This window comes from Kineosporia succinea (assembly GCF_030811555.1).
GTDB lineage: Bacteria > Actinomycetota > Actinomycetes > Actinomycetales > Kineosporiaceae > Kineosporia > Kineosporia succinea.
In genome coordinates this window covers 8,018,540-8,038,299 of record NZ_JAUSQZ010000001.1, presented here as the reverse complement: position 1 = coordinate 8,038,299, position 19,760 = coordinate 8,018,540, and the positions used below count along the sequence as shown (strand labels likewise).

General features: G+C 69.8%; 16 protein-coding genes. 10 read left to right on the top strand and 6 right to left on the bottom strand.

Annotated elements, in window-relative coordinates; translation table 11 throughout:
- Positions 1–50 precede the first annotated feature (50 nt).
- Positions 51–599: a GNAT family N-acetyltransferase gene (locus tag J2S57_RS35140; RefSeq protein ID WP_370882533.1), complete on the top strand. Its 549-nt coding sequence runs from the start codon at positions 51–53 to the stop codon at positions 597–599.
- Between the two features lie 133 nt (positions 600–732).
- Here the strand turns inward: J2S57_RS35140 and J2S57_RS35135 are convergent, their stop codons facing one another.
- Positions 733–1,173: a hotdog fold thioesterase gene (locus J2S57_RS35135; RefSeq protein ID WP_307250934.1), complete on the bottom strand. Its 441-nt coding sequence runs from the start codon at positions 1,171–1,173 to the stop codon at positions 733–735.
- Between J2S57_RS35135 and polA the strand changes: the two genes are divergently transcribed.
- Positions 1,172–3,901, top strand: a complete 2,730-nt coding sequence (polA, locus tag J2S57_RS35130) for a DNA polymerase I (RefSeq protein WP_370882532.1) — start codon at positions 1,172–1,174, stop codon at positions 3,899–3,901. The genes J2S57_RS35135 and polA overlap by 2 nt on opposite strands.
- 120 nt (positions 3,902–4,021) lie before the next feature.
- On the opposite strand, the gene J2S57_RS35125 is transcribed toward polA, so the two are convergent.
- Complete coding sequence (locus J2S57_RS35125) at positions 4,022–4,852, bottom strand: class I SAM-dependent methyltransferase (protein ID WP_307250930.1); 831 nt, start codon at positions 4,850–4,852, stop codon at positions 4,022–4,024.
- Between the two features lie 446 nt (positions 4,853–5,298).
- Here J2S57_RS35125 and rpsA point away from each other — a divergent pair, with 446 nt between their 5' ends.
- From rpsA to J2S57_RS35100, 5 genes are all read left to right on the top strand, one after another.
- Positions 5,299–6,804, top strand: coding sequence for a 30S ribosomal protein S1 (rpsA, locus tag J2S57_RS35120; protein WP_307250928.1), 1,506 nt, complete (start codon positions 5,299–5,301; stop codon positions 6,802–6,804).
- Between the two features lie 189 nt (positions 6,805–6,993).
- Positions 6,994–7,596, top strand: a complete 603-nt coding sequence (coaE, locus tag J2S57_RS35115) for a dephospho-CoA kinase (protein ID WP_307250926.1) — start codon at positions 6,994–6,996, stop codon at positions 7,594–7,596.
- Between the two features lie 60 nt (positions 7,597–7,656).
- A complete protein-coding gene (gene uvrB / locus J2S57_RS35110) occupies positions 7,657–9,762 on the top strand; it encodes an excinuclease ABC subunit UvrB (protein ID WP_307250925.1) in 2,106 nt (701 codons plus the stop codon).
- A 229-nt stretch (positions 9,763–9,991) separates the two neighbouring features.
- On the top strand, positions 9,992–10,534 hold the full coding sequence (locus J2S57_RS35105; protein WP_307250923.1) for a barstar family protein: 543 nt from the start codon (positions 9,992–9,994) through the stop codon (positions 10,532–10,534).
- Between the two features lie 193 nt (positions 10,535–10,727).
- Positions 10,728–12,281, top strand: coding sequence for a methyl-accepting chemotaxis protein (locus J2S57_RS35100; protein WP_307250922.1), 1,554 nt, complete (start codon positions 10,728–10,730; stop codon positions 12,279–12,281).
- A gap of 70 nt (positions 12,282–12,351) precedes the next feature.
- Here the strand turns inward: J2S57_RS35100 and J2S57_RS35095 are convergent, their stop codons facing one another.
- Together J2S57_RS35095 and J2S57_RS35090 are read right to left on the bottom strand one after the other, a co-directional pair.
- The gene (locus tag J2S57_RS35095; RefSeq protein ID WP_307250920.1) at positions 12,352–13,398 is read right to left on the bottom strand and encodes a homocysteine S-methyltransferase family protein; all 1,047 of its coding nucleotides are present in this window, start codon (positions 13,396–13,398) and stop codon (positions 12,352–12,354) included.
- Positions 13,399–13,418: 20 nt separating this feature from the next.
- The gene (locus J2S57_RS35090) at positions 13,419–14,582 is read right to left on the bottom strand and encodes an NAD(P)/FAD-dependent oxidoreductase (RefSeq protein ID WP_307250918.1); all 1,164 of its coding nucleotides are present in this window, start codon (positions 14,580–14,582) and stop codon (positions 13,419–13,421) included.
- Between the two features lie 403 nt (positions 14,583–14,985).
- Here J2S57_RS35090 and J2S57_RS35085 point away from each other — a divergent pair, with 403 nt between their 5' ends.
- From J2S57_RS35085 to J2S57_RS35075, 3 genes are all read left to right on the top strand, one after another.
- Positions 14,986–16,776: a DUF4012 domain-containing protein gene (locus J2S57_RS35085; RefSeq protein ID WP_307250916.1), complete on the top strand. Its 1,791-nt coding sequence runs from the start codon at positions 14,986–14,988 to the stop codon at positions 16,774–16,776.
- A 43-nt stretch (positions 16,777–16,819) separates the two neighbouring features.
- Positions 16,820–17,431 (top strand): hypothetical protein, encoded by a 612-nt coding sequence (locus tag J2S57_RS35080; RefSeq protein WP_307250914.1) that lies wholly within the window; start codon positions 16,820–16,822, stop codon positions 17,429–17,431.
- Between the two features lie 194 nt (positions 17,432–17,625).
- Positions 17,626–18,315: a hypothetical protein gene (locus J2S57_RS35075; RefSeq protein WP_307250912.1), complete on the top strand. Its 690-nt coding sequence runs from the start codon at positions 17,626–17,628 to the stop codon at positions 18,313–18,315.
- Between the two features lie 166 nt (positions 18,316–18,481).
- Here the strand turns inward: J2S57_RS35075 and J2S57_RS35070 are convergent, their stop codons facing one another.
- Positions 18,482–19,180: a hypothetical protein gene (locus J2S57_RS35070; protein WP_307250909.1), complete on the bottom strand. Its 699-nt coding sequence runs from the start codon at positions 19,178–19,180 to the stop codon at positions 18,482–18,484.
- Positions 19,177–19,758 (bottom strand): SigE family RNA polymerase sigma factor, encoded by a 582-nt coding sequence (locus tag J2S57_RS35065; RefSeq protein ID WP_307250907.1) that lies wholly within the window; start codon positions 19,756–19,758, stop codon positions 19,177–19,179. Before J2S57_RS35065 ends, J2S57_RS35070 begins: the two co-directional genes overlap by 4 nt.
- Positions 19,759–19,760 lie beyond the last annotated feature (2 nt).

Here is a 19,760-nt window from a genome sequence, read left to right as displayed (position 1 = left end):
CCAGGAGGCCACAGGTGTCCCGAGGTCCGGTGGAGATCAGGCGCGCGGGGGTGGCTGACGTCGACGACGTGCTGGCCCTGTGGTCGCGCAGTACCGAGGAGCTGTCCCGGCCGGCGCGGGCGGTCGCGCCGCCGGTGTCGGCTGCCTCCCGTCTCGGCGAGGCGATCGGGGGAGGGGAGCTCGAGGTGGTGCTGGCGCGCAGTGGCGACCGGCCCGTCGGGTTCCTGGTCATGCGTGAGAGCCCACTGAACGTGCTCACCGGCTCGACCGCGCTGTGCGTCGACGAGTTCTGGGTGGCCCCGTCCGAGCGGCGGCACGGCGTGGCCCGGGCGATGCTCGCGCACGTGGCCGGGCACGCCGAGCGGCTCGGGGTCGAGCAGGTGATCGCCGGGGTGCCGACCGCGGCGAAAGACACCCAGCGCTGGTTCGCGCGGCTGGGTTTCGCGCCGGTCACGGTGCGCCGGGCGGTCACCCCCTCGGCCCTGCGGCGCCGGCTGTCCGGGGCCGACGGGCAGCGCGGTGCGCTCGAGCACCTGCTCTCGCGGCGACGGTCGCTGCGGGCGCGGGCCCGGCGTCAGAGTGAGTCGATCGGTGCCTGAGGTGCCGATGGTGGACGCGCCGGTCGGGTTCGGCTCCCGGGGCACCTGAAGTGCCCCGGGAGAAGATCACGGGTCATCCCGGCCGCCGGGTTCGGTGCCCCGGGAGACTCAGGCGACCGGGTCGTCCTTCATCTCAGCTCTTGGGTTTTGAGGGATCGGGCAGGAAGACACAGGTGAGGCGTGAGGTGCACACCCGCTTGTCGTGCTCGTCGGTGATCGTGATCTGGTAGGTCGCGGTACTCCGGCCCCGGTGCACCGCCTCGGCGACCCCGGAGACCAGACCGGAACGCACTCCCCGGTGATGGGTCGCGCTGATCTCCAGACCCACCGCGACCAGGCCCATGGTCTGCGCGTGCTCGTTCGCCGCGATCGACCCGAGCGTCTCGGCGAGCACCGCCGAGGCCCCGCCGTGCAGCAGGCCGAACGGCTGGGTGTTGCCCTCGACGGGCATCGTGCCGGTGGTTCGCTCGGCACCGATCCCGGTGATCACGATGCCCATCCGGTCGGTGAGGGCGGACGAGAACTGCTGCGCGGCCGCGCCGTCGGACTCCGGTGAACCAAGACTGTCGGACATGGGCCATAGGGTGTCAGACGTGAGCGAGACAACGACCACGCGGCCGCGCCTTCTGCTGATCGACGGGCACTCCCTGGCCTACCGCGCCTTCTACGCGCTGCCCGTGGAGAACTTCTCCACGGCCACCGGCCAGGTGACCAACGCCGTCTACGGGTTCACGTCGATGCTGATCAACGTGCTGCGCGACGAGGCGCCCGATCACGTCGCCGTGGCGTTCGACGTCTCCCGGCAGACCTTCCGCACCGAGACCTACGCCGAGTACAAGGGCAACCGCTCGAAGTCGCCCGAGGAGTTCGGGCCGCAGGTCTCGTTGATCAAGGAGGTGCTCGCCGCGCTGCGCGTGCCGATGCTGGAGAAGCCCGGTTTCGAGGCCGACGACATCATCGCCACGCTCGCCACCCAGGCCGGTGACGCCGGCTACGAGGTGCTCATCTGCTCCGGCGACCGCGACACGTTCCAGCTCGTGCGCGACAACGTCACGGTGCTCTACCCCACGCGCGGCGTCTCCGAGCTCTCCCGCATGACCCCCGAGGCGGTCGAGGCGAAATACGGCCTGGCCCCCGAGCGCTACCCCGACCTGGCCGCCCTGGTCGGCGAGACCAGCGACAACCTGCCCGGCATCCCCGGGGTCGGCCCGAAGACGGCCGCCAAGTGGGTCGGGCTGTACGGCGACCTCGACGGCATCGTCGCCAGTGCCGACGCGATCAAGGGCAAGGCCGGCCAGAGCCTGCGCGACCACCTTCCCCAGGTGCTCATCAACCGTCAGGTCAACCACCTGGTGCGCGACGTCGACCTGCCGCTCGCCCCGGCCGACCTGCGGCTGCCCGGCTGGGACCGAGAAGAGGTGCACCAGGTCTTCGACGGTCTGGAGTTCCGGGTGCTGCGCGAGCGGCTGTTCGCCACCCTGGCCTCACCCGAGCCGGAGGCCGAGGAGGGGTTCGACCTGGCGGCCGAGAAACTCACCGGCACCGCCGTCGGCACCTGGCTGGGCGCGAACGCCGGTGTGGCCGTGGGCATCACGGTCCTCGGCACCTGGAAGGCGGGCCACGGAGACGCCACCGGCATCGCGATCGCCGCACCCGAGCCCTCGCCCGGCCAGCCCGGCCCGGCCGCTTTCGTGAACCTGGTCGAGGCCGACGCCGAGGCGCTCGCCGCCGTCTCCGCCTGGCTCGCCGACGCCTCGAAACCCAAGGTCCTGCACGACGCCAAGGGCCCGCTCACCGCCCTGTCCGACCGCGGGCTGGTGGTCGAGGGCATCATCGGCGACACGGCGCTCGCCGCCTACCTCTGCCTGCCCGACCAGCGCAGCTACGACCTGGCCGACCTCACCGTGCGGCATCTCGGCCGGGCGCTCAAGGCCGAGGAGGCGCCGGTCAACCAGCAGCTCACGCTCGACATGGAAGAGACGGCCGGTCCCGACGAGGCCGAGCTGGCCATGGTGCGGGCGCGGGCGGTCATCGACCTGTGGGGTGCGCTGCAGTCCGACCTGGCCTCGCGGGGTGCGGCCGGGCTGCTCACCGACGTCGAGCTGCCGTTGCTGGGGGTGCTGCGGGTGATGGAGCAGCACGGCATCGCGATCGACCAGGACGCCCTGGGCGAGCTCGACAGCTACTTCGCCGCGGCCGTGGCCGACGCCGGCAAGCAGGCGTTCGAGGCGATCGGCAAGGAGATCAACCTGGGCTCGCCGAAGCAGCTGCAGGTGGTGCTGTTCGACGAGCTCGACATGCCCAAGACCAAGCGCACCAAGACCGGGTACACCACCGACGCCGAGGCCCTGGCCGACCTCTTCGTCAAGACCGAGCACCCGTTCCTGGCCCACCTGCTGCGTCACCGCGACGCCACCAAGCTGCGGCAGACCGTGGCGGGCCTGCTCGCGGCGGTGAGTGACGACGGCCGCGTTCACACCACGTACCTGCAGACCATCGCGGCCACCGGGCGGCTGTCCAGCACCGACCCGAACCTGCAGAACATCCCGGTGCGCACCGAAGAGGGCCGCCGTATCCGCGAGACCTTCGTGGTCGGGCCCGATTTCGAGTGCCTGCTCACGGCCGACTACTCGCAGATCGAGATGCGCATCATGGCGCACCTCTCGGAGGACGAGGGGCTGATCGAGGCCTTCCGCTCCGGTGAAGACCTGCACCGCTTCGTCGGCAGCCGGGTGTTCGCGGTCGAGCCGGCCGACGTCACCGCCGCGATGCGCTCCAAGATCAAGGCCATGAGTTACGGCCTGGCCTACGGTCTTTCGGCGTTCGGGCTGTCGCGGCAGCTGAACATCCCGGTCGACGAGGCGAAAACCCTGATGGAAGACTACTTCGACCGTTTCGGCGGGGTGCGCGACTACCTGCGCGGCGTGGTCGACGAGGCCCGCCGCACCGGCTACACCGAGACCATCCTCGGCCGCCGCCGCTACCTGCCCGACCTGGTCAGCGACAACCGGCAGCGGCGCGAGATGGCCGAGCGCATGGCCCTGAACGCCCCGATCCAGGGCTCCGCCGCCGACATCGTCAAGGTGGCCATGCTCGAGGTCGACCGGCGGCTGCGTGAGCAGGGGCTGCGTTCGCGCATGCTGCTGCAGGTGCACGACGAACTGGTGCTCGAGGTCTTCCCGGGCGAGCGTGAGCAGGTCGAGGCGCTGGTGCGTGAGGGCATGGCCGGGGCGGCCTCGCTCAACGTGCCGCTCGACGTGTCGGTCGGGGTCGGCCGGTCGTGGCACGAGGCCGCGCACTGATGCTCTGATGCCCTGATCAGGCGGTGAGGCTCACCTTGTCGGGTGTGCAGCTGGTCGAGGGCGGCGGTGACGAGCCCGGCGTGGGCCAGCTGTGCGCTCGGTCGCAGGTCGCCCCCGGAGTCACGAGTTGGGTGGTTGCCGCCGGTCGAGGGTGCTGACGAAGATCGCGGTCCCGGGGATCAGGCGGCCCCGCAGCGGGCTCCACGAGCCCCACGTCCGTTCCAGGTCCGCCGGCCACTCCGGCTCGACCAGGTCCACGAGCCGGAATCCGGCGGCGGCGAGTTCGCGCACCCGGTCGCCGACCGTGCGGTGGTGCTCGGAGTAGCTGACGGTGCCCCGCTCGTCGGTCTCGACGTACGGGGTGCGGTCGAAGTACGGGCGGCGCGCGGTGAGGCCGCCCTCGCCGCCGTCGTCTGCGAACGCCCAGCGCAGCGGGTGGGTCACGGAGAACACCCAGCGCCCGCCCGGGCGCAGCACCCGGGCGACCTCGGCGTGCACCCGCTCGGGGTCGGCGACGAAGGGGAGCGCACCGTAGGCGGTGAAGACCACGTCGAAGGACGCGTCGGCGAAGGGGAGCACGCGGGCGTCGCAAACGAGGCGGGGAGTGGCGGTCGTGGCGGCCTTCTGGGTGGCATCACCGCCGGCGCCGCGCAGCATCCCGGCGGAGATGTCGGTCGCGACCGCCCGGGCGCCCTGGCCCCGGAGCCAGGTGCTGCTGTCGGCACTGCCCGCGCCCACTTCGAGCACGTGCCGGCCCTCGACGGGGCCGAGCAGTCCGGCGTCGGCCTCGTCCAGTTTCTCTGGGCCCCAGATCAGCCGCCCGGCCAGGTCGGCGCCGTGCTCGAGCTGGTACTCGGCGGCGTTCTCGTCCCACCAGGTGCGCCCGGCGCGGGCGCTCTCCTCGGCCCCGGCGTCGCGGTAGCCGGCTGAGCGCAGATCGGAAGGGGTCACCCGAGCATCCAACCCCACGTGCTCGCCGTCGGCGTGAGACGGGCGTACGGGGCGGCCTCGTGCGGTGCCGAGCTCGTGAGTGCAGGCCTCGTCACCGTGGTGCCGGCGTCCGGCCGCGCTCACGCCCACCGCGGTGGGGGCCGGGATCACGGCCCGCCTGCGATCCCGGCCCGCCCGCAATCCCCGGCCCGCCCGGTTTCGGCCCGGACGGGCGTCGTGCCCGGTCAGATCCGCGTCAGGTCAGCGTGCGTCCCGGATCCGGGCGTGTCGTCGCCAGACCGGCTTTGCCCTGCCTTCCCGCGAGGGATAGGCTATGGAAGGCGGATCTAGGCTTTCCTGCTGCCCGCGACCGGTCGAGCACCACTGACCGGTCCAGCACCCCGGGGGGTCCGGAGCCGCCGTCCATGTCCCATCTATTCAACAGTCCGCATCGGAGCCCCTACTTTATGAGCACCAGTACGGCCGAAAAGGCGAGCACGCCGCAGATCGCGGTCAACGACATCGGCACCGAGGCCGATTTCCTCGCGGCCATCGACGAGACGATCAAGTACTTCAACGACGGTGACATCGTCTCGGGGACGATCGTCAAGGTCGACCGCGACGAGGTGCTGCTCGACATCGGCTACAAGACCGAGGGTGTCATTCCCTCGCGTGAACTCTCGATCAAGCACGACGTCGACCCCAACGAGGTCGTCACCGTCGGCGACGAGGTCGAGGCTCTTGTTCTCCAGAAGGAGGACAAGGAGGGGCGCCTGATCCTCTCGAAGAAGCGTGCGCAGTACGAGCGCGCGTGGGGCACCATCGAGAAGATCAAGGAAGAGGACGGCATTGTCACCGGTACGGTGATCGAGGTCGTCAAGGGTGGTCTGATCCTCGACATCGGGCTCCGCGGCTTCCTCCCGGCCTCGCTGGTTGAGATGCGCCGCGTCCGTGACCTGCAGCCGTACGTCGGCAAGCAGATCGAGGCCAAGATCATCGAGCTGGACAAGAACCGCAACAACGTGGTCCTGTCCCGCCGTGCGTGGCTCGAGCAGACCCAGTCCGAGGTGCGCCAGACCTTCCTGCAGACGCTGCAGAAGGGCCAGGTCCGCTCCGGTGTGGTCTCCTCCATCGTCAACTTCGGCGCCTTCGTCGACCTCGGTGGGGTCGACGGTCTGGTGCACGTGTCCGAGCTGTCCTGGAAGCACATCGACCACCCGGGTGAGGTTGTCGAGGTCGGCCAGGAAGTCACCGTCGAGGTTCTCGACGTCGACATGGACCGTGAGCGCGTCTCCCTGTCGCTGAAGGCGACCCAGGAAGACCCGTGGCAGCAGTTCGCCCGTACCCACGCGATCGGTCAGGTCGTCCCGGGTAAGGTCACCAAGCTGGTGCCGTTCGGTGCGTTCGTCCGCGTCGACGAGGGCATCGAGGGCCTGGTCCACATCTCCGAGCTGGCCGAGCGCCACGTGGAGATCCCGGAGCAGGTCGTCCAGGTCAACGACCCGATCTTCGTCAAGGTCATCGACATCGACCTGGAGCGTCGTCGGATCTCCCTCTCGCTGAAGCAGGCCAACGAGGCCGGCTCCGGTGCGGGCGCCGAGACGTTCGACCCGGCCCTCTACGGTATGGCGGCCGAGTACGACGAGGCCGGCAACTACAAGTACCCCGAGGGCTTCGACCCCGAGACCAACGACTGGCTCGAGGGCTTCGAGAAGCAGCGCGAGGAGTGGGAGCAGCAGTACGCCGCCGCCCACGAGCGCTGGGAGGCCCACCGCAAGCAGATCGAGGAGGCCAAGGCCGCCGAGGCCGAGGCCATCGCCGCGGGTGGCGACGAGGCTGCGGCTTCGTCCAGCTCGTCGTCGTCCTCCAGCTCGAGCTCGAGCTACTCCAGCGAGCCGGCGGCGGCCGAGGGCACCCTCGCCACCGACGAGGCGCTGGCTGCTCTGCGGGAGAAGCTGACCGGCGGCAACTGATCCGTCGGGTTCTCGTTCGGAAGGCCCGGTTCCCCATGGTGGGAGCCGGGCCTTCCGGCCGTTCGCGGGCGGGTGGTGCGGGCCCGGCGGGTGGCCGTCGAAGCGTGTCCACGGGTGCCGGAAGAGTCACATGCCGCGACGGCGTACGCCTGCCCGGGGGAACGGGCCGTCGGCCCTAGACTTCGGCGCATGGTGCGAACCGCTCTCACCGGAGGCATCGGCGCCGGTAAGTCGACCGTCTCCCGGCGACTGTCCGACCTCGGGGCGATCATCATGGACGCCGATCTGATCGCCCGTGAGGTGGTCGAGCCGGGAACCAGCGGCCTGGCCGAGATCGTCGAGACCTTCGGCAAGAAGATCCTGCGGGAGGACGCGAGCCTCAACCGGCCGGCCCTGGGCCAGATCGTCTTCGCGGACGAGAAGAAGCTGGCCCGGCTGAACTCGATCGTGCACCCGCGGGTCGCTGCCCGCATGGAAGAGATCGTGCACGCCGCGCCCGACGACGCCGTGCTGGTGCACGACGTGCCGCTGCTGGCCGAGAACCCGAACCGAGGCTCTTACGACCTGGTGATGGTGGTCTTCGCGCCGGTGGAGGAGCGCATCCGGCGGCTGGTCGACGACCGCGGCATGACCCGAAAAGACGCCAAGGCCCGCATCAGGGCCCAGGCCAGTGACGCCGAGCGGGAGGCGCTCGCCGACGTGGTGCTCGACAACTCCGGGTCGCTGGCGAGCACGCTGGCGCAGGTGGACGCGTGCTGGCGCAACCGGATCGAGCCGCTGCGGAGGAGTTGATCCCCGGCCCGGGGCGGCTCGGGAACAAGACTGTCGGTGGTGGCGCTTACCGTAGTCGTCATGAGGCCAGTCACCGATCTCAAGCGCACGGTCGCACCCTTCACGGTGGTGTCGGAGTACGAGCCCAACGGCGACCAGCCGAAGGCCATCGCCGACCTCGCGAAGCGGGTGAAGGGCGGCGAGGAGCACGTCGTGCTGCTCGGTGCCACGGGTACGGGTAAGTCGGCCACCACGGCCTGGCTGATCGAGCAGGTGCAGCGGCCCACACTGGTGATGGCCCCGAACAAGACGCTCGCGGCGCAGCTGGCCAACGAGTTCCGTGAGCTGCTGCCCAACAACGCGGTCGAGTACTTCGTCTCGTACTACGACTACTACCAGCCCGAGGCGTACGTCCCGCAGACCGATACCTACATCGAGAAAGACAGCTCGATCAACGAGGAGGTCGAGCGGCTGCGGCACTCGGCCACCAACTCGCTGCTGACCCGGCGCGACGTGGTCGTGGTCGCGACCGTGTCGTGCATCTACGGCCTGGGTACCCCGCAGGAGTACATCGACCAGATGCAGACGGTGAAGGTCGGGCAGCAGATCGATCGCGACGTCATGCTGCGCCAGTTCGTGCAGATGCAGTACTCCCGCAACGACCTGGCCTTCACCCGTGGCACGTTCCGGGTGCGGGGCGACACGGTCGAGATCATCCCGGTCTACGAGGAGCTGGCGATCCGCATCGAGTTCTTCGGTGACGAGGTCGACCGCATCTACACGCTGCACCCGCTCACCGGTGAGATCGTGCGCGAGGAGCAGGAGATGTACATCTTCCCGGCCTCGCACTACGTCGCCGGTCCCGAGCGCATGGAGCGCGCGATCACGAACATCGAGATCGAGCTGGCCGAGCGCCTGGAGGAGCTGGAGCGCCAGGGCAAGCTGCTCGAGGCCCAGCGGCTGCGCATGCGCACCACCTACGACATCGAGATGATGCGCCAGGTCGGGTCCTGCTCGGGCATCGAGAACTACTCCTTCCACATGGATCAGCGGCCCTCCGGCAGCGCGCCGAACTGTCTGCTCGACTACTTCCCCGACGACTTTCTGCTGGTGCTCGACGAGTCGCACAGCACCGTCCCGCAGATCGGCGCGATGTACGAGGGCGACGCCTCGCGCAAGCGCACCCTCGTCGACCACGGGTTCCGCCTGCCCAGCGCGATGGACAACCGCCCGCTGAAGTGGGAGGAGTTCCAGGACCGCATCGGCCAGACCGTGTACCTGTCGGCCACGCCGGGCAAGTACGAGCTGGGCCGGGCCGACGGCTACGTCGAGCAGATCATCCGCCCGACCGGCCTGATCGACCCGAAGATCGTGGTGAAGCAGACCAAGGGCCAGATCGACGACCTGCTCGGCGAGATCCGGGACCGCGCCGAGAAAGACGAGCGGGTCCTGGTCACCACGCTCACCAAGAAGATGTCCGAAGACCTCACCGACTACCTGCTCGAGCAGGGGGTGCGGGTGCGTTACCTGCACTCCGAGGTCGACACGCTGCGCCGGGTCGAGCTGCTGCGCGAGCTGCGCAAGGGCGAGTTCGACGTGCTGGTCGGCATCAACCTGCTGCGTGAGGGCCTCGACCTGCCCGAGGTCTCGCTGGTCAGCATTCTCGACGCCGACAAGGAGGGCTTCCTGCGATCGTCCACCTCGCTGATCCAGACGATCGGGCGTGCGGCCCGTAACGTCAGCGGCGAGGTGCACATGTACGCCGACAAGATCACCCCCTCGATGGAGTACGCGATCGGGGAGACGAACCGGCGTCGCGAGAAGCAGGTGGCCTACAACACCGAGCACGGCATCGACCCGATGCCGCTGCGCAAGAAGATCCGTGACATCACCGACCTCATCTCCCGTGAGGACGAAGACACCGAGGAGCTTCTCGGCGGGGGCGGCCGGCAGCGCAGCCGGGGCAAGGCCCCGGTTCCGGGCATGAGCAGCGCCACCGGCGCGAAGGCCCGGGCGGCGGGCGTCGAGAACGTTCCGGCCACCGATCTGGCCGACCTGATCCAGCAGCTGACCGACCAGATGCACACCGCGGCCACCGAGCTGCAGTTCGAGCTGGCGGCCCGGCTGCGCGACGAGATCCGTGAGCTCAAGAAGGAACTGCGGGGTATGAAGGCCGCGAACGCCTGACCGATCGGGCGGGGAGGCGCGCGCAGGAGCCCGGATCGATCCTGCGCGCGGTGGGCCGGCGGCGGGGGCAGACGTGCGCCCCAAGCCGGCCCGACGCGCTCTCGTCCTGGGTCTGGGCCGATCCGCATCCCCGGTCCCAGCCTCCGAACGGGTGAGCCCGCACGCTTTTCGTACGCCATCCGTGAGTCCTCACGCACTCAGCGTGTCGAAGTTGAGACCATGACCGGCGATGAGACCCTCGCCAATCCTCCTACGGGCGGAACGCACCTTCTGTCCTCTGCTCCGGCCGGCCGACGAGCGCTCGCACGCGCTCGCCCAGCGAGGCTGGTCGGAGGCCGGGCTCGTGGTGCGCGTCGTCCGGGGCCGCAAGTGCCGCACCCGTCAGGGGCTGTTCGACGAGTTCGCCGCGGCGCTGCAGTTCCCCTGGTTCTTCAAGGAGAACTGGGACGCGTTCGGCGACTGCCTGGCCGACCTCGACTGGCTGCCGCACCAGGCCGGTCACGTGATCATGGTCAAGGAGCCCGAGCAGGTGCTGGCCGAGGCGTCCGCCGACGACTTCGAGGCACTCGTCGAGTTGCTGCGCCTGGCCGCCCGCGAGTGGGGCAGTCAGGCCGAGCGGGGCACGTGGTGGGACCGTCCGCCGGTGCCGTTCCATGTCGTTCTGGCCTGCCTGCCGCACCACACCGACGACACCCGTGGCCGCTGGGAACCGAACGCCGACCTGATCCTTCTGCCCGATCCGCCCGCCGCCGGCACGGAGCGTGCTGGGTGATCTGCGTCACCATGTGAGCCCTGAGCTCGGTAAACGATGCAATGGACGCCGCCCGCCAGGTTAATTCCAGTGACACTCCGTTAAACACCTTCGCCGTCTGGTCGACATGTGTCGTGCATGTAGCAGGAGTGTGCGATGGCTGTCGGGCGGGTCCGCAGGGATGCGGGCGGATGGGAAGATCATCATGGTGTCGTTGGCTTTACCGATCCGGAGACTGTTTCCGGTCCTGGCGGGAGCGGTCGTTCTCTCCAGTGCACTGACGGCGGGCGGCGCCCTGTACTCGTGGCAGCACGCCGACGCCGCCAAAGACGAACTGAAGAACGTGAACACGGCCATGGGAGTGGTCAGTGAGCTCCAGGCCAGCGGTCTGCGCACGGCGCTCTACAGCGTCACCGCGCAGTACGTCCCGGGTCTGGCCGAGTCCGTGGGCAAGCAGCTGACCGACGAGGTCGGCGTCACCAGCGGCATCATCAAGACCCTTCAGGGCTTCGAACTGCCGAGCGGCGCCGAGGCGGACATCAAGGCCGCGGCCGACGCCTACACCGCCACCGGTGAGTTCCTGCTGAAGGGCACCGACATCACGACCCCGGCCGAGGCCGAGGCCGCGAACGCGGAGTACAACCAGCTCAACGACACGCAGAACGCGGCAGCGGCGGCTCTGGCCCAGACCCTGATCGCCGAGGCGGGCATCGCCGATCAGAACGTCAGCTCCGCCCTCACCCAGTTCCTCGTGCTGGTGCTCGGGCTGGCTGTTCTCACCGTGGTCGGGGTCGGCGGCTCGATGATTCTCGTCAGCCGCCGCATCGTGGGCCGGGTGCAGGCGATGGTCGGGGCGCTCGACACGGTCGCGGGCGGTGACCTGAGCAAGCGTCTGGCGACCGACGGCAAGGACGAGATCTCCGACATGGCCACGGCTCTGAACCGGGCCATGGACAAGATCGGCGAGGTGTTCGGCCGGATCGGCGCCACCGCCAAGGAGCTGTCCACCACCTCGGGCAGCCTGCGATCGGTCTCGGCCGACGTCAGCCGCTCGGCGAACGAGACCTCCGAGCAGGCGCAGGTGGTGTCCCGCACCGCCGACGAGGTGTCGAACAACGTGCAGGCCGTCGCGGCCGGCGGTGAGGAGATGACCGTCTCCATCGCCGAGATCGCCCGCAACGCGCAGGAAGCCGCGCGCGTGGCGACCGGTGCGGTGAGCGCCGTGGAGTCGACGACGGGCACGATGAACAAGCTGGGGGAGTCGTCGCGGGAGATCGGTGATGTGATCAAGCTGATCACGTCGATCGCGGAGCAGACGAATCTGCTGGCGTTGAACGCGACGATCGAGGCGGCTCGGGCGGGGGATGCGGGTAAGGGGTTCGCGGTGGTCGCGGACGAGGTGAAGCAGCTCGCGCAGGAGACCGCCCGGGCGACCGAGGACATCTCCAAGCGGGTCGAGGCCATCCAGACCGATGCCGACCAGGCCGGTCACGCGATCAGCGAGATCGCCAACGTGATCGCCCAGATCAACGAGTTCCAGACCACGATCGCCTCGGCCGTGGAGGAACAGACCGCCACGACCCAGCAGATCAACTCGGGGGTCGCGGTCGCGGCCGACGGTTCCACCGAGATCGCCAGCCGGATCTCCGGGGTCGCCGGGGCGGCCGGTTCGGCCAGCGCCTCGATCGGTGAGGTCGCGGCCAGTGCCGAGAAGCTGGCCGACATGAGCGCCGAGCTCGACCGGCTGCTCGTCAACTTCCGCTACTGAACCACCCGTCATGGTGGACGCGTCGGCACCTGCGGGTGCCGACACGTCCACCATGGGCAGTGGTCGCCTTTCACACCGGAGCGGCACTCCAGTCACCCATGACGCCCTGCGCACTCGTGTCGGCGGGCGTACCCAGCACGGGGTGCAGATCGAGGGCGGGGGAGTAGCGGCTGGCGGGCGTGGTGCGGCCCAGTGCCTCGGCCATCGCCCGCACGTGGTGCGGTGCGCCACCGCAGCAGATGCCCACGTACTGCACTCCGAGATCGGCCGCCCGGCGCGCCCACTCGGCCATCTCGAACCGGGTGTGCGCGAACGGCTCGAGCGCGATCGGGAACGCCCGGCCCCCGCCCGCTGACGTCAGCGACTCGAACGCCGGCGTCGCCGCGTCCGTGCGGTAGGGCACCGGCTGCGCCGCGATCGGGATGTCCACCGCCGCACGCAGTTTCTCGAGCATCGGCTGCATCGTCTCCGGACCCCGGGAGCAGTTGAAACCGACCACCGAGGCGCCCGCGTCGGCCAGCCGCTTGCAGGCGTCGATGTAGTCGTGGTCGTCGTAGGTCTTCCCGGGCTGCACGCTCGCGAACGTCACCACCGCGGGCAGGTTCAGCTCCTGGCACACCTCCAGTCCGATCAGCGCCTCGCCCACGAAGTCGTTGGTCTCGGCGATCACGAAGTCGATCCCCTCGTCCACCGCCCAGGTCAGCTGCTCACGGTACTGCTCGCGCACCACCGCACCCGAGGCCACCGGGTTCGCCGGGTCGTACGACCAGGTGTTGCAGATGTTCCCGGCGACCAGCGCGCCGCCCTCGGCGGCGACCTCGTTGGCGATGCGCACCGCCGCCCGGTTGAGCTCCTCGAGCTGGCCGTCGCGACCGACGTCCTTCAGCTTCTGCCGGTGTGCGTAGTAGGTCAGCGCCACCATCACGTCCGCACCCGCGCGCAGGAACTCGCGGTGCAGCTGCCGCAGCGCCTCGGGCTCGTCGAGGATCACCTCGGGCACGAACGGGCCGGCCTTGATGTAGCCGCGCCGCTCGAGCTCGAAGACGTACCCCTCGGCGCCGATCATCACGCCGTCGGCCAGTCGCTCGGTGAAGGTGCGGGAACTCGGTCGGGTCATGGCTCTTCCTTATGGTGTGATCAGATCAGACGGGCAGGGCTGAAACGCGCGATGTCGTAGACGGTTCCCTCCTGGCACGACAGCTCGGCCAGGACCCGCCCGACCCAGGGCGCGTACTTGTAACCGGTGCCGCGCCAGCCGACACCGACGAACACGTTGCCGAGACCGGGCACCGCGCCGAGCACGAAGTCGTCGTCGGCGACCAGGTCGTAGTCGCACTGGTCGACGTCGGTGACGGGTTCCGACTCCGCCTCCAGCAGGCCGGGCATGCACTGCTCGACGAAGTCGCCGACGCTGTTGATGCTCGTGGTGCCGCGGGGCATGTCCGGCGGGTTGTAGAAGCCGATCTTCACGGCGTCGATCACGCCCTCGACGATCGGGTGCAGGTAGATGCCGGTGTCGAGGTAGGCCATGACCGGCATCCGGTCGGACGTGTAGAGGTGCCGGGTCTCCGGCGTCGGGTGGAAGTACTTCGCCTCGCTGGGGCGGTCTTTCGTGATCGGCACGCGCAGCTGGTTGCCGGGCAGCAGATCGAGGACGCCGTTGGTGCCGTGGCCGGCGGTGATCACCAGGGCGCGGGTCTCGAAAATGCCGGACGACGTGGTGACCCGGGTGATCCCGTCGAGTTGGGTGATCGCGGTGGTCCGAGTGTGCTCGTGCAGGGCCACGCCGCGCTGCTCGAGGGACTGCCGCAGGGTGCGGGTGACCGTGCGCAGGTCGACGAGGCCGCCGGCCGGGTCGAGGTCGGCGAGGTCGGCCTTGAGATAGGGGTAGTGCTCGGCGACACCGGCCGTGTCGTAGGACGTGACCCCGATGCCCAGCCGGTTCAGCACCTGCGTGCTCAGCGTGGCGTAGGTGCGGTCCAGATCGGGGGTGATCGCGGTGGCGGCGATGTTCATGCAGCCGCAGCGCACCAGAACCGGGGTCTGCGTGGCGGTCTCGAACTCGGTCCAGAGCCGGATCGCCTCGTCCGCGAAGCGGGTGTACCCGGCGTCGAGGTAGTCACGCCGGTAGGAGCGGGTGCGGCCGAACGACGCCGTCAGGGGGTCGCCGATCTCGCCGGTCTCGATCACGGCGACCCGGGGGCCTGCGTGCTGACTCGCCTGATGTGTCGCCTGGTACGCGGTGAAGAGGCCCATGACCCCACCGCCGATCACCAGCAGGTCGAGTGGTTCGTTCGTCATGGCGGCAGATTAAGGCGCAGGAATGCCTTACGGGAGAGTGGGCCGTGAAGCGGTTCACCGAGTTAACACGGAGGACCCCGGGCGGTCTCGCCGGTTTCGATCCGACCCCGCTTGTGGTGACTGGTCGTAGTCGCGGATCCAGGGTTTCCTGGGGACGCCCGCGAGGGCCTGGGCGGGGCGTGCGATTCCGGAGAGGAATCGGCTTCGTCCGTGTTCCTGGGCCTTCCGGATGTCTCATGTCCTGGATGTCACGCTCTGTCTTCACAGCCTGTTGATCACCCCTACGACGTTCGGCCCATAGGGATCGACCAGGAGTGTCTGGTCATTCACTCTGTGTCAGACTCACGCCGTGGGGAGGCGAGTGAGCGAAGAGCATCAGGGGCGGGGTCCGTCATGGTTGCCGATGGGCAGACCGTGGATGGCCGTGGCTCTTCTGGCCGTCGTGACCTTCGGGGCTGCGGGTGCCTGGCTGGTCGTGCGGGGGCAGCAGGCCAAGGTCGCGGTCGAGGCGTTGCGCGCCGACGGCGCGGTGCTGCAGGCCCAGCTCGAGGCCTACGACCTCCCGGCCGCCGGGCAGACGCTCGCCAAGGTGCGCGTCGACGCCCAGAAGGCCCACCGTCTCACCGGCGACCCGGTCTGGGGCATCGCCGGATACGTGCCGGTGCTGGGGCGAGACCTGCACGCGGCACGCCAGGTCAGCGCCGTGATGGCCGACATCACCACCGCCGCCCAGCCGCTCGAGACCGCGCTGCCGAAGCTGCAGCCGAAGGGCGCCGCCGGCGCGCAGGGCCAGCTCGACACCACCGCACTGCGCGCCGTCGCCGGTGCGATGCCACAGCTGTCGGCGGCCGTCTCCTCGGGCGCCGTGACCGTCGGCGAGCTCGACCCGGACGGGCTGCGCCCCGACGTGGCCGACGGCGTGACCACGCTGAACACCGCGCTCTCCGCGGCCCGGGGGCCGTTCGCCGATGCGGTGCCGCTGCTCCAGGAACTGCCCGGCATGCTCGGCGCCGACGGTGAGAAGACCTGGGTGGTGCTGCTGCAGCAGGATGCCGAGGCTCGCGGAACGGGCGGTCTGGTGGGCGCGTTCGCCGAGCTCAAGACCGACCAGGGCCGGATGACGCTGGCCGACGCGGAATCCCGCTCCAAGCTCGACCGCGGCCCGACCATCCCGTCGGTGGTGGCGCCGGAGAACCTGCGCGAGCACTACGGCAAGGACCTCACCGAATGGGCCGGTTTCAACGCCAGCCCGCACTTCCCGCACACCGGTGAACTGGCGGCGGCGGGCTGGAAGGCCCGCACCCGCCAGGACACCGACTTCGTGGCGGGGGTCGACCAGAACGTCGTCGCGGCTCTGCTCGCGGCCACCGGCCCGGTGGAAGTGCGTGGTGTGACGGTGGATTCGTCGAACGCCGCGAACTTCCTCAGCAAGGGCGTGTACGCCCGCTGGCAGGATCCGCAGGTCGTCGACACCGTGACCACCGAACTGGTGCAGGCGACCTTCGGTAAGTTCTCCCGTGGGGAGTTCAGCCTGCCGACGCTGATCAAGTCGCTGCGCGAGCCGGTCCGCGAACGACGGCTCCTGCTCTGGGCGAACGACGACGAGGTCCAGGCCCAGCTGGAGCAGCTGAGCATCTCCGGCACCATCCCGGGCGATCCCGGGCCCTTCGCCATGACCGTGGTCAACAACGGTGGTGGCAACAAGATGGATGCCTACCTGCAGGTGGACACCAGGTACGACCCGGGCACCTGCACCAACAGTGCCAGGGTGGGCCAGATTTCGGTCACCCTGGACAACACGGCTCCCAAGGATGGGGAAGGGCTGCCGTCGTACGTCAACGTCCGGAGCGACCTGATACAGCGGGGTCTCACCGGCAAGGTGACGCGGGACGGCAGCAATCGGATCATCCTGGACATCTATGGGCCGGTGGGCAGCAGCGCCGTGCTCACCCAGCTCGACGGCGAAACCGTCGTGCCGGTCACCGGTCTCGACAACAACCACCCGGTGTGGCGCGTGAGCGTCCCCATCGCGGCTGGTCAGGAGCGAACGGTGAACGTCGTGATGTCCACCCCGGTGGTCGAGGACGACGCCGGGCAGATCCCGGTCGTGCTGAACCAGCCCATGGTGAAGCCGGCCACGAGCAGCGCCGAGCCGCTGACCGAGTGCAAGACCTCATCCGTCGTCGGGGGATGACCATCGCCTCCGATCCACCTCCCGTAGAGGGGACCAGCGAGTCATGACTTTGAGCAGGATCAATCGAAAAGCCGTTGCGGCAGGGGTACTCACCCTTGCCGGCATCGGCGGCGGGGTGGCGTACGCCTACCCGCCCGACATGGCGCTGACGGTGCGGGCGACCGCCGTCCGCATCGACGACGCCAAGTCGACGGTGACCGCGACCATCAACAACGCCGACCCGAGCTGCACCACGATCGTCACGGTCAACGGGCAGTTCCTCGGCACGGTCAGCGGCAGCAGCAGCCCCACCGTGTCGGGCGTCGTGAACACCTCCTCCGGCCGCAACCGGGTGCGTGCGCGCACCGTGGACTGCGACCTCAAGGAGAACTCGCGCGCCGACTTCGTGGTGCCGAACGCCAAGCTCACCGGCCAGGCCGCGGCCGTCGTCAAGGAGCAGGTGCGCTTCTCCATCACCGGTGTCGAAGAGGCCAGTGAGGTCACGCTCACGGCGGTCAAGGTCGGTGGCGGTGCCACCTACTCGGACACCGACGTGGCCGACCGGCGGGGCGAGGCCAAGTTCCGCATCAAGTTCAAGGTCAAGGGCCAGTACGCGGTGACGGCCAGCGTCAACGGTGTTCCGGTGGGCAACCCGGTCAACATCACCGTCAGCTGACGATCCGTTTCGACGGTCGGTGCGGACCGTGAGTTGCACGGCCCGCACCGGCCGTCAGCCCGGCCGGCCGTCCCGACTCCACGTGCGGGACGGCCGGCCGGGCTGATTCCTGTTCGGACACCGGCGCTCTCGGCCCTGGTGCCCACTGTGCCGTTTCGACACGACCGTTCTAGAACAACAGGGGAACCCGACGCGTGACGTCCTCACCGCCTCCACCGCCCGAATCGCTGTCAGGCCCGGACCAGGGCACGGATCCGGACGAGCCCACGCCGGTCAGCAAGGTGCTGGTGGCCGCGGGAACGCTGGTGGTGCTCGGCGCCATCGCCTGGGGCTCCATGGCTCTCGTGGGGAACGGGGACAACGAGCCGTTGCCGGTCTCGACCGGGCGGCCCATCACCCAGCCCTGGCGGCCGGCTGATCCCGCGGATGCCGGCGCCACCGGCACGGCGGGGACGCAGGCTTCGTCGGACCGGCCCGTGGTGCTGGTCAACGGGCCGATCACCATCGACAACGGGCTCGGCGTCGATCTGGACCACCTCGGTCATCTCGGGGGCTCGGCCGACTCCGAACACGTGGGCTCGGAGCCGACGGACACGTCGGGATCAGAGGCTCTGGACGTGTTCTGGGACCAGAACACCGGCCTCTCGCTCAGCGAGGGCAAGCTGTTCAGTGACCAGGGGCTGCCGCAGGATGCCGCCACGCGTTGCGCCGCGCGGATCCGGTCGGGCAAGGACGGGTATCCCGCGCTGCAGGTCTTTCCCGGTGACCAGTTGTGCCTGACGACCTCGGACGGGCGCATCGCCTGGCTGCGCGTCGGTGAGGGAGCCAGCCGGGATGACGAGCTGGCCCTGCAGGTCACCGTGTGGGACAGCCTGCCGGGCTGAGGATGTCGAGCCTCGGTGTGGGGGCTGGCGTGGCTGGGGGATCCCGCCCGGCTGATGCTGCCCGCCTGGTCCCGCCCGCCTGGTCCGGCCCGGCCCGCCTGGTCCCGCCCGGCTGGTCCGGCCCGCCTGGTCCCGCTCGGCTGATGCTGTGCTCCGGCCGGGCGCATCAGCAGGACTCCAGGGCGGGGGACCGGCTGCTGAGGGACAACCCGGTGATCCGGGTGGCCTCGAAGTCCGCCTCGTCGTCGGTGTCCGCGGATCTGTCGGCATTGGTGTCGGGGATCTCGAGGTCGGCCTCGTACCGGCCGCCCTGGGCTCCGAGGGCGTTGAACTGCACCGAGCCCATGCCCGCCGTTCCCTGCGGAAGGTCGTCGTAGGCAGCCTGCAGATCGCCGTAGGTGTCGCCGATGCCGATGCCCTCGGGGGTCGTGGCGAACGCGTCGACCCGGATGCGGGCCACCTGACCGTCGACCACGGTGAACTGCGCGACAGAGCCCCGGCCCTCGTACGTGACGCAGGTGCTATCCGTCTCGCTGCTGAGTTCCGCGCCGGTCAGCCCGGCGTCCCGGACCGCGGACAGGCTCATCCCGAGCTGGAGCGCCCCGATCCCGGTGCCGGTCAGCACGTCGGACGGCTGCACCGCCGGCACCACCTTCTCGTGATACCGCGGCAGGAACGTGGACCCAGCCGCGATCGCCCCCACGACCAGCACAGCCGGAACCGCCACCTGCACGGCCCGGCGTCGCCGTCGGGCCCGGCGCACGTCGCCCATGACCACACCGGTCGCGTCGGGCCGGGCGGGCAGATCCAGGTCGGCGCTGCCCAGCAGCGACGCCAGCCGGTCTTCGAGATGGTCCTGACTCATCGCGTGCCTCCCTCAGGGGTCCGGGGCGTCTCCCCGCCGGAGCCGGTGTGCGCGAGTGTCTGCCGCAGCGCGGACATCGCCCGCGACGTATGACTTTTCACCGTGCCGACGGCAATGCCCAGCGTGGCCGCGATCTCGGACTCGGTCAGCCCCTCGTAGAAGCGCAGCACCAGCACCGCCCGCTGCTTGGCCGGCAGATCACGCAGTGCCTGCCACAGCGGCTCGTCGTCGAAACGGTCGTGCGGCAGCACCGCCCGGTCGAGCCCGACGACCGAGAACGCGACCAGCGTCTCGCGCCGCCGGCGCCGCCAGCGGGTGGTGCGGGCGTTGACCATGGCCCGCCGCACGTACGCGTCGACGTTCTCGCCCCGCCGGTGCAGGGTGGTCCAGCGCACCCCCACCTTCTCCAGCACGTCCTGCACGAGATCGCTGGCGTCGTGCGGATTCCCGGCGAGCGCGTGGCCCAGCCGCAGGAGGTCGGGCAGCCGGGCCGACACGTACTCCTCGAACGGCGGCGGCTGCGAGCTGAGGTGCTCGGGCAGCGGTGTCAGCACCTCGTGGGGGTCGGCACCGGTCACGG

Bases quoted from the DNA above. Each gene is read 5' to 3' on its own strand.
- J2S57_RS35135 (WP_307250934.1), bottom strand. From the start codon at position 1,173: ATGTCCGACAGTCTTGGTTCACCGGAGTCCGACGGCGCGGCCGCGCAG.
- J2S57_RS35080 (WP_307250914.1), top strand. From the start codon at position 16,820: ATGACTTTGAGCAGGATCAATCGAAAAGCCGTTGCGGCAGGGGTACTC.
- uvrB (WP_307250925.1), top strand. From the start codon at position 7,657: ATGAGGCCAGTCACCGATCTCAAGCGCACGGTCGCACCCTTCACGGTG.
- J2S57_RS35090 (WP_307250918.1), bottom strand. From the start codon at position 14,582: ATGACGAACGAACCACTCGACCTGCTGGTGATCGGCGGTGGGGTCATG.
- polA (WP_370882532.1), top strand. From the start codon at position 1,172: ATGGGCCATAGGGTGTCAGACGTGAGCGAGACAACGACCACGCGGCCG.
- J2S57_RS35085 (WP_307250916.1), top strand. From the start codon at position 14,986: ATGGGCAGACCGTGGATGGCCGTGGCTCTTCTGGCCGTCGTGACCTTC.
- rpsA (WP_307250928.1), top strand. From the start codon at position 5,299: ATGAGCACCAGTACGGCCGAAAAGGCGAGCACGCCGCAGATCGCGGTC.
- J2S57_RS35105 (WP_307250923.1), top strand. From the start codon at position 9,992: ATGAGACCCTCGCCAATCCTCCTACGGGCGGAACGCACCTTCTGTCCT.
- coaE (WP_307250926.1), top strand. From the start codon at position 6,994: ATGGTGCGAACCGCTCTCACCGGAGGCATCGGCGCCGGTAAGTCGACC.
- J2S57_RS35070 (WP_307250909.1), bottom strand. From the start codon at position 19,180: ATGAGTCAGGACCATCTCGAAGACCGGCTGGCGTCGCTGCTGGGCAGC.
- J2S57_RS35095 (WP_307250920.1), bottom strand. From the start codon at position 13,398: ATGACCCGACCGAGTTCCCGCACCTTCACCGAGCGACTGGCCGACGGC.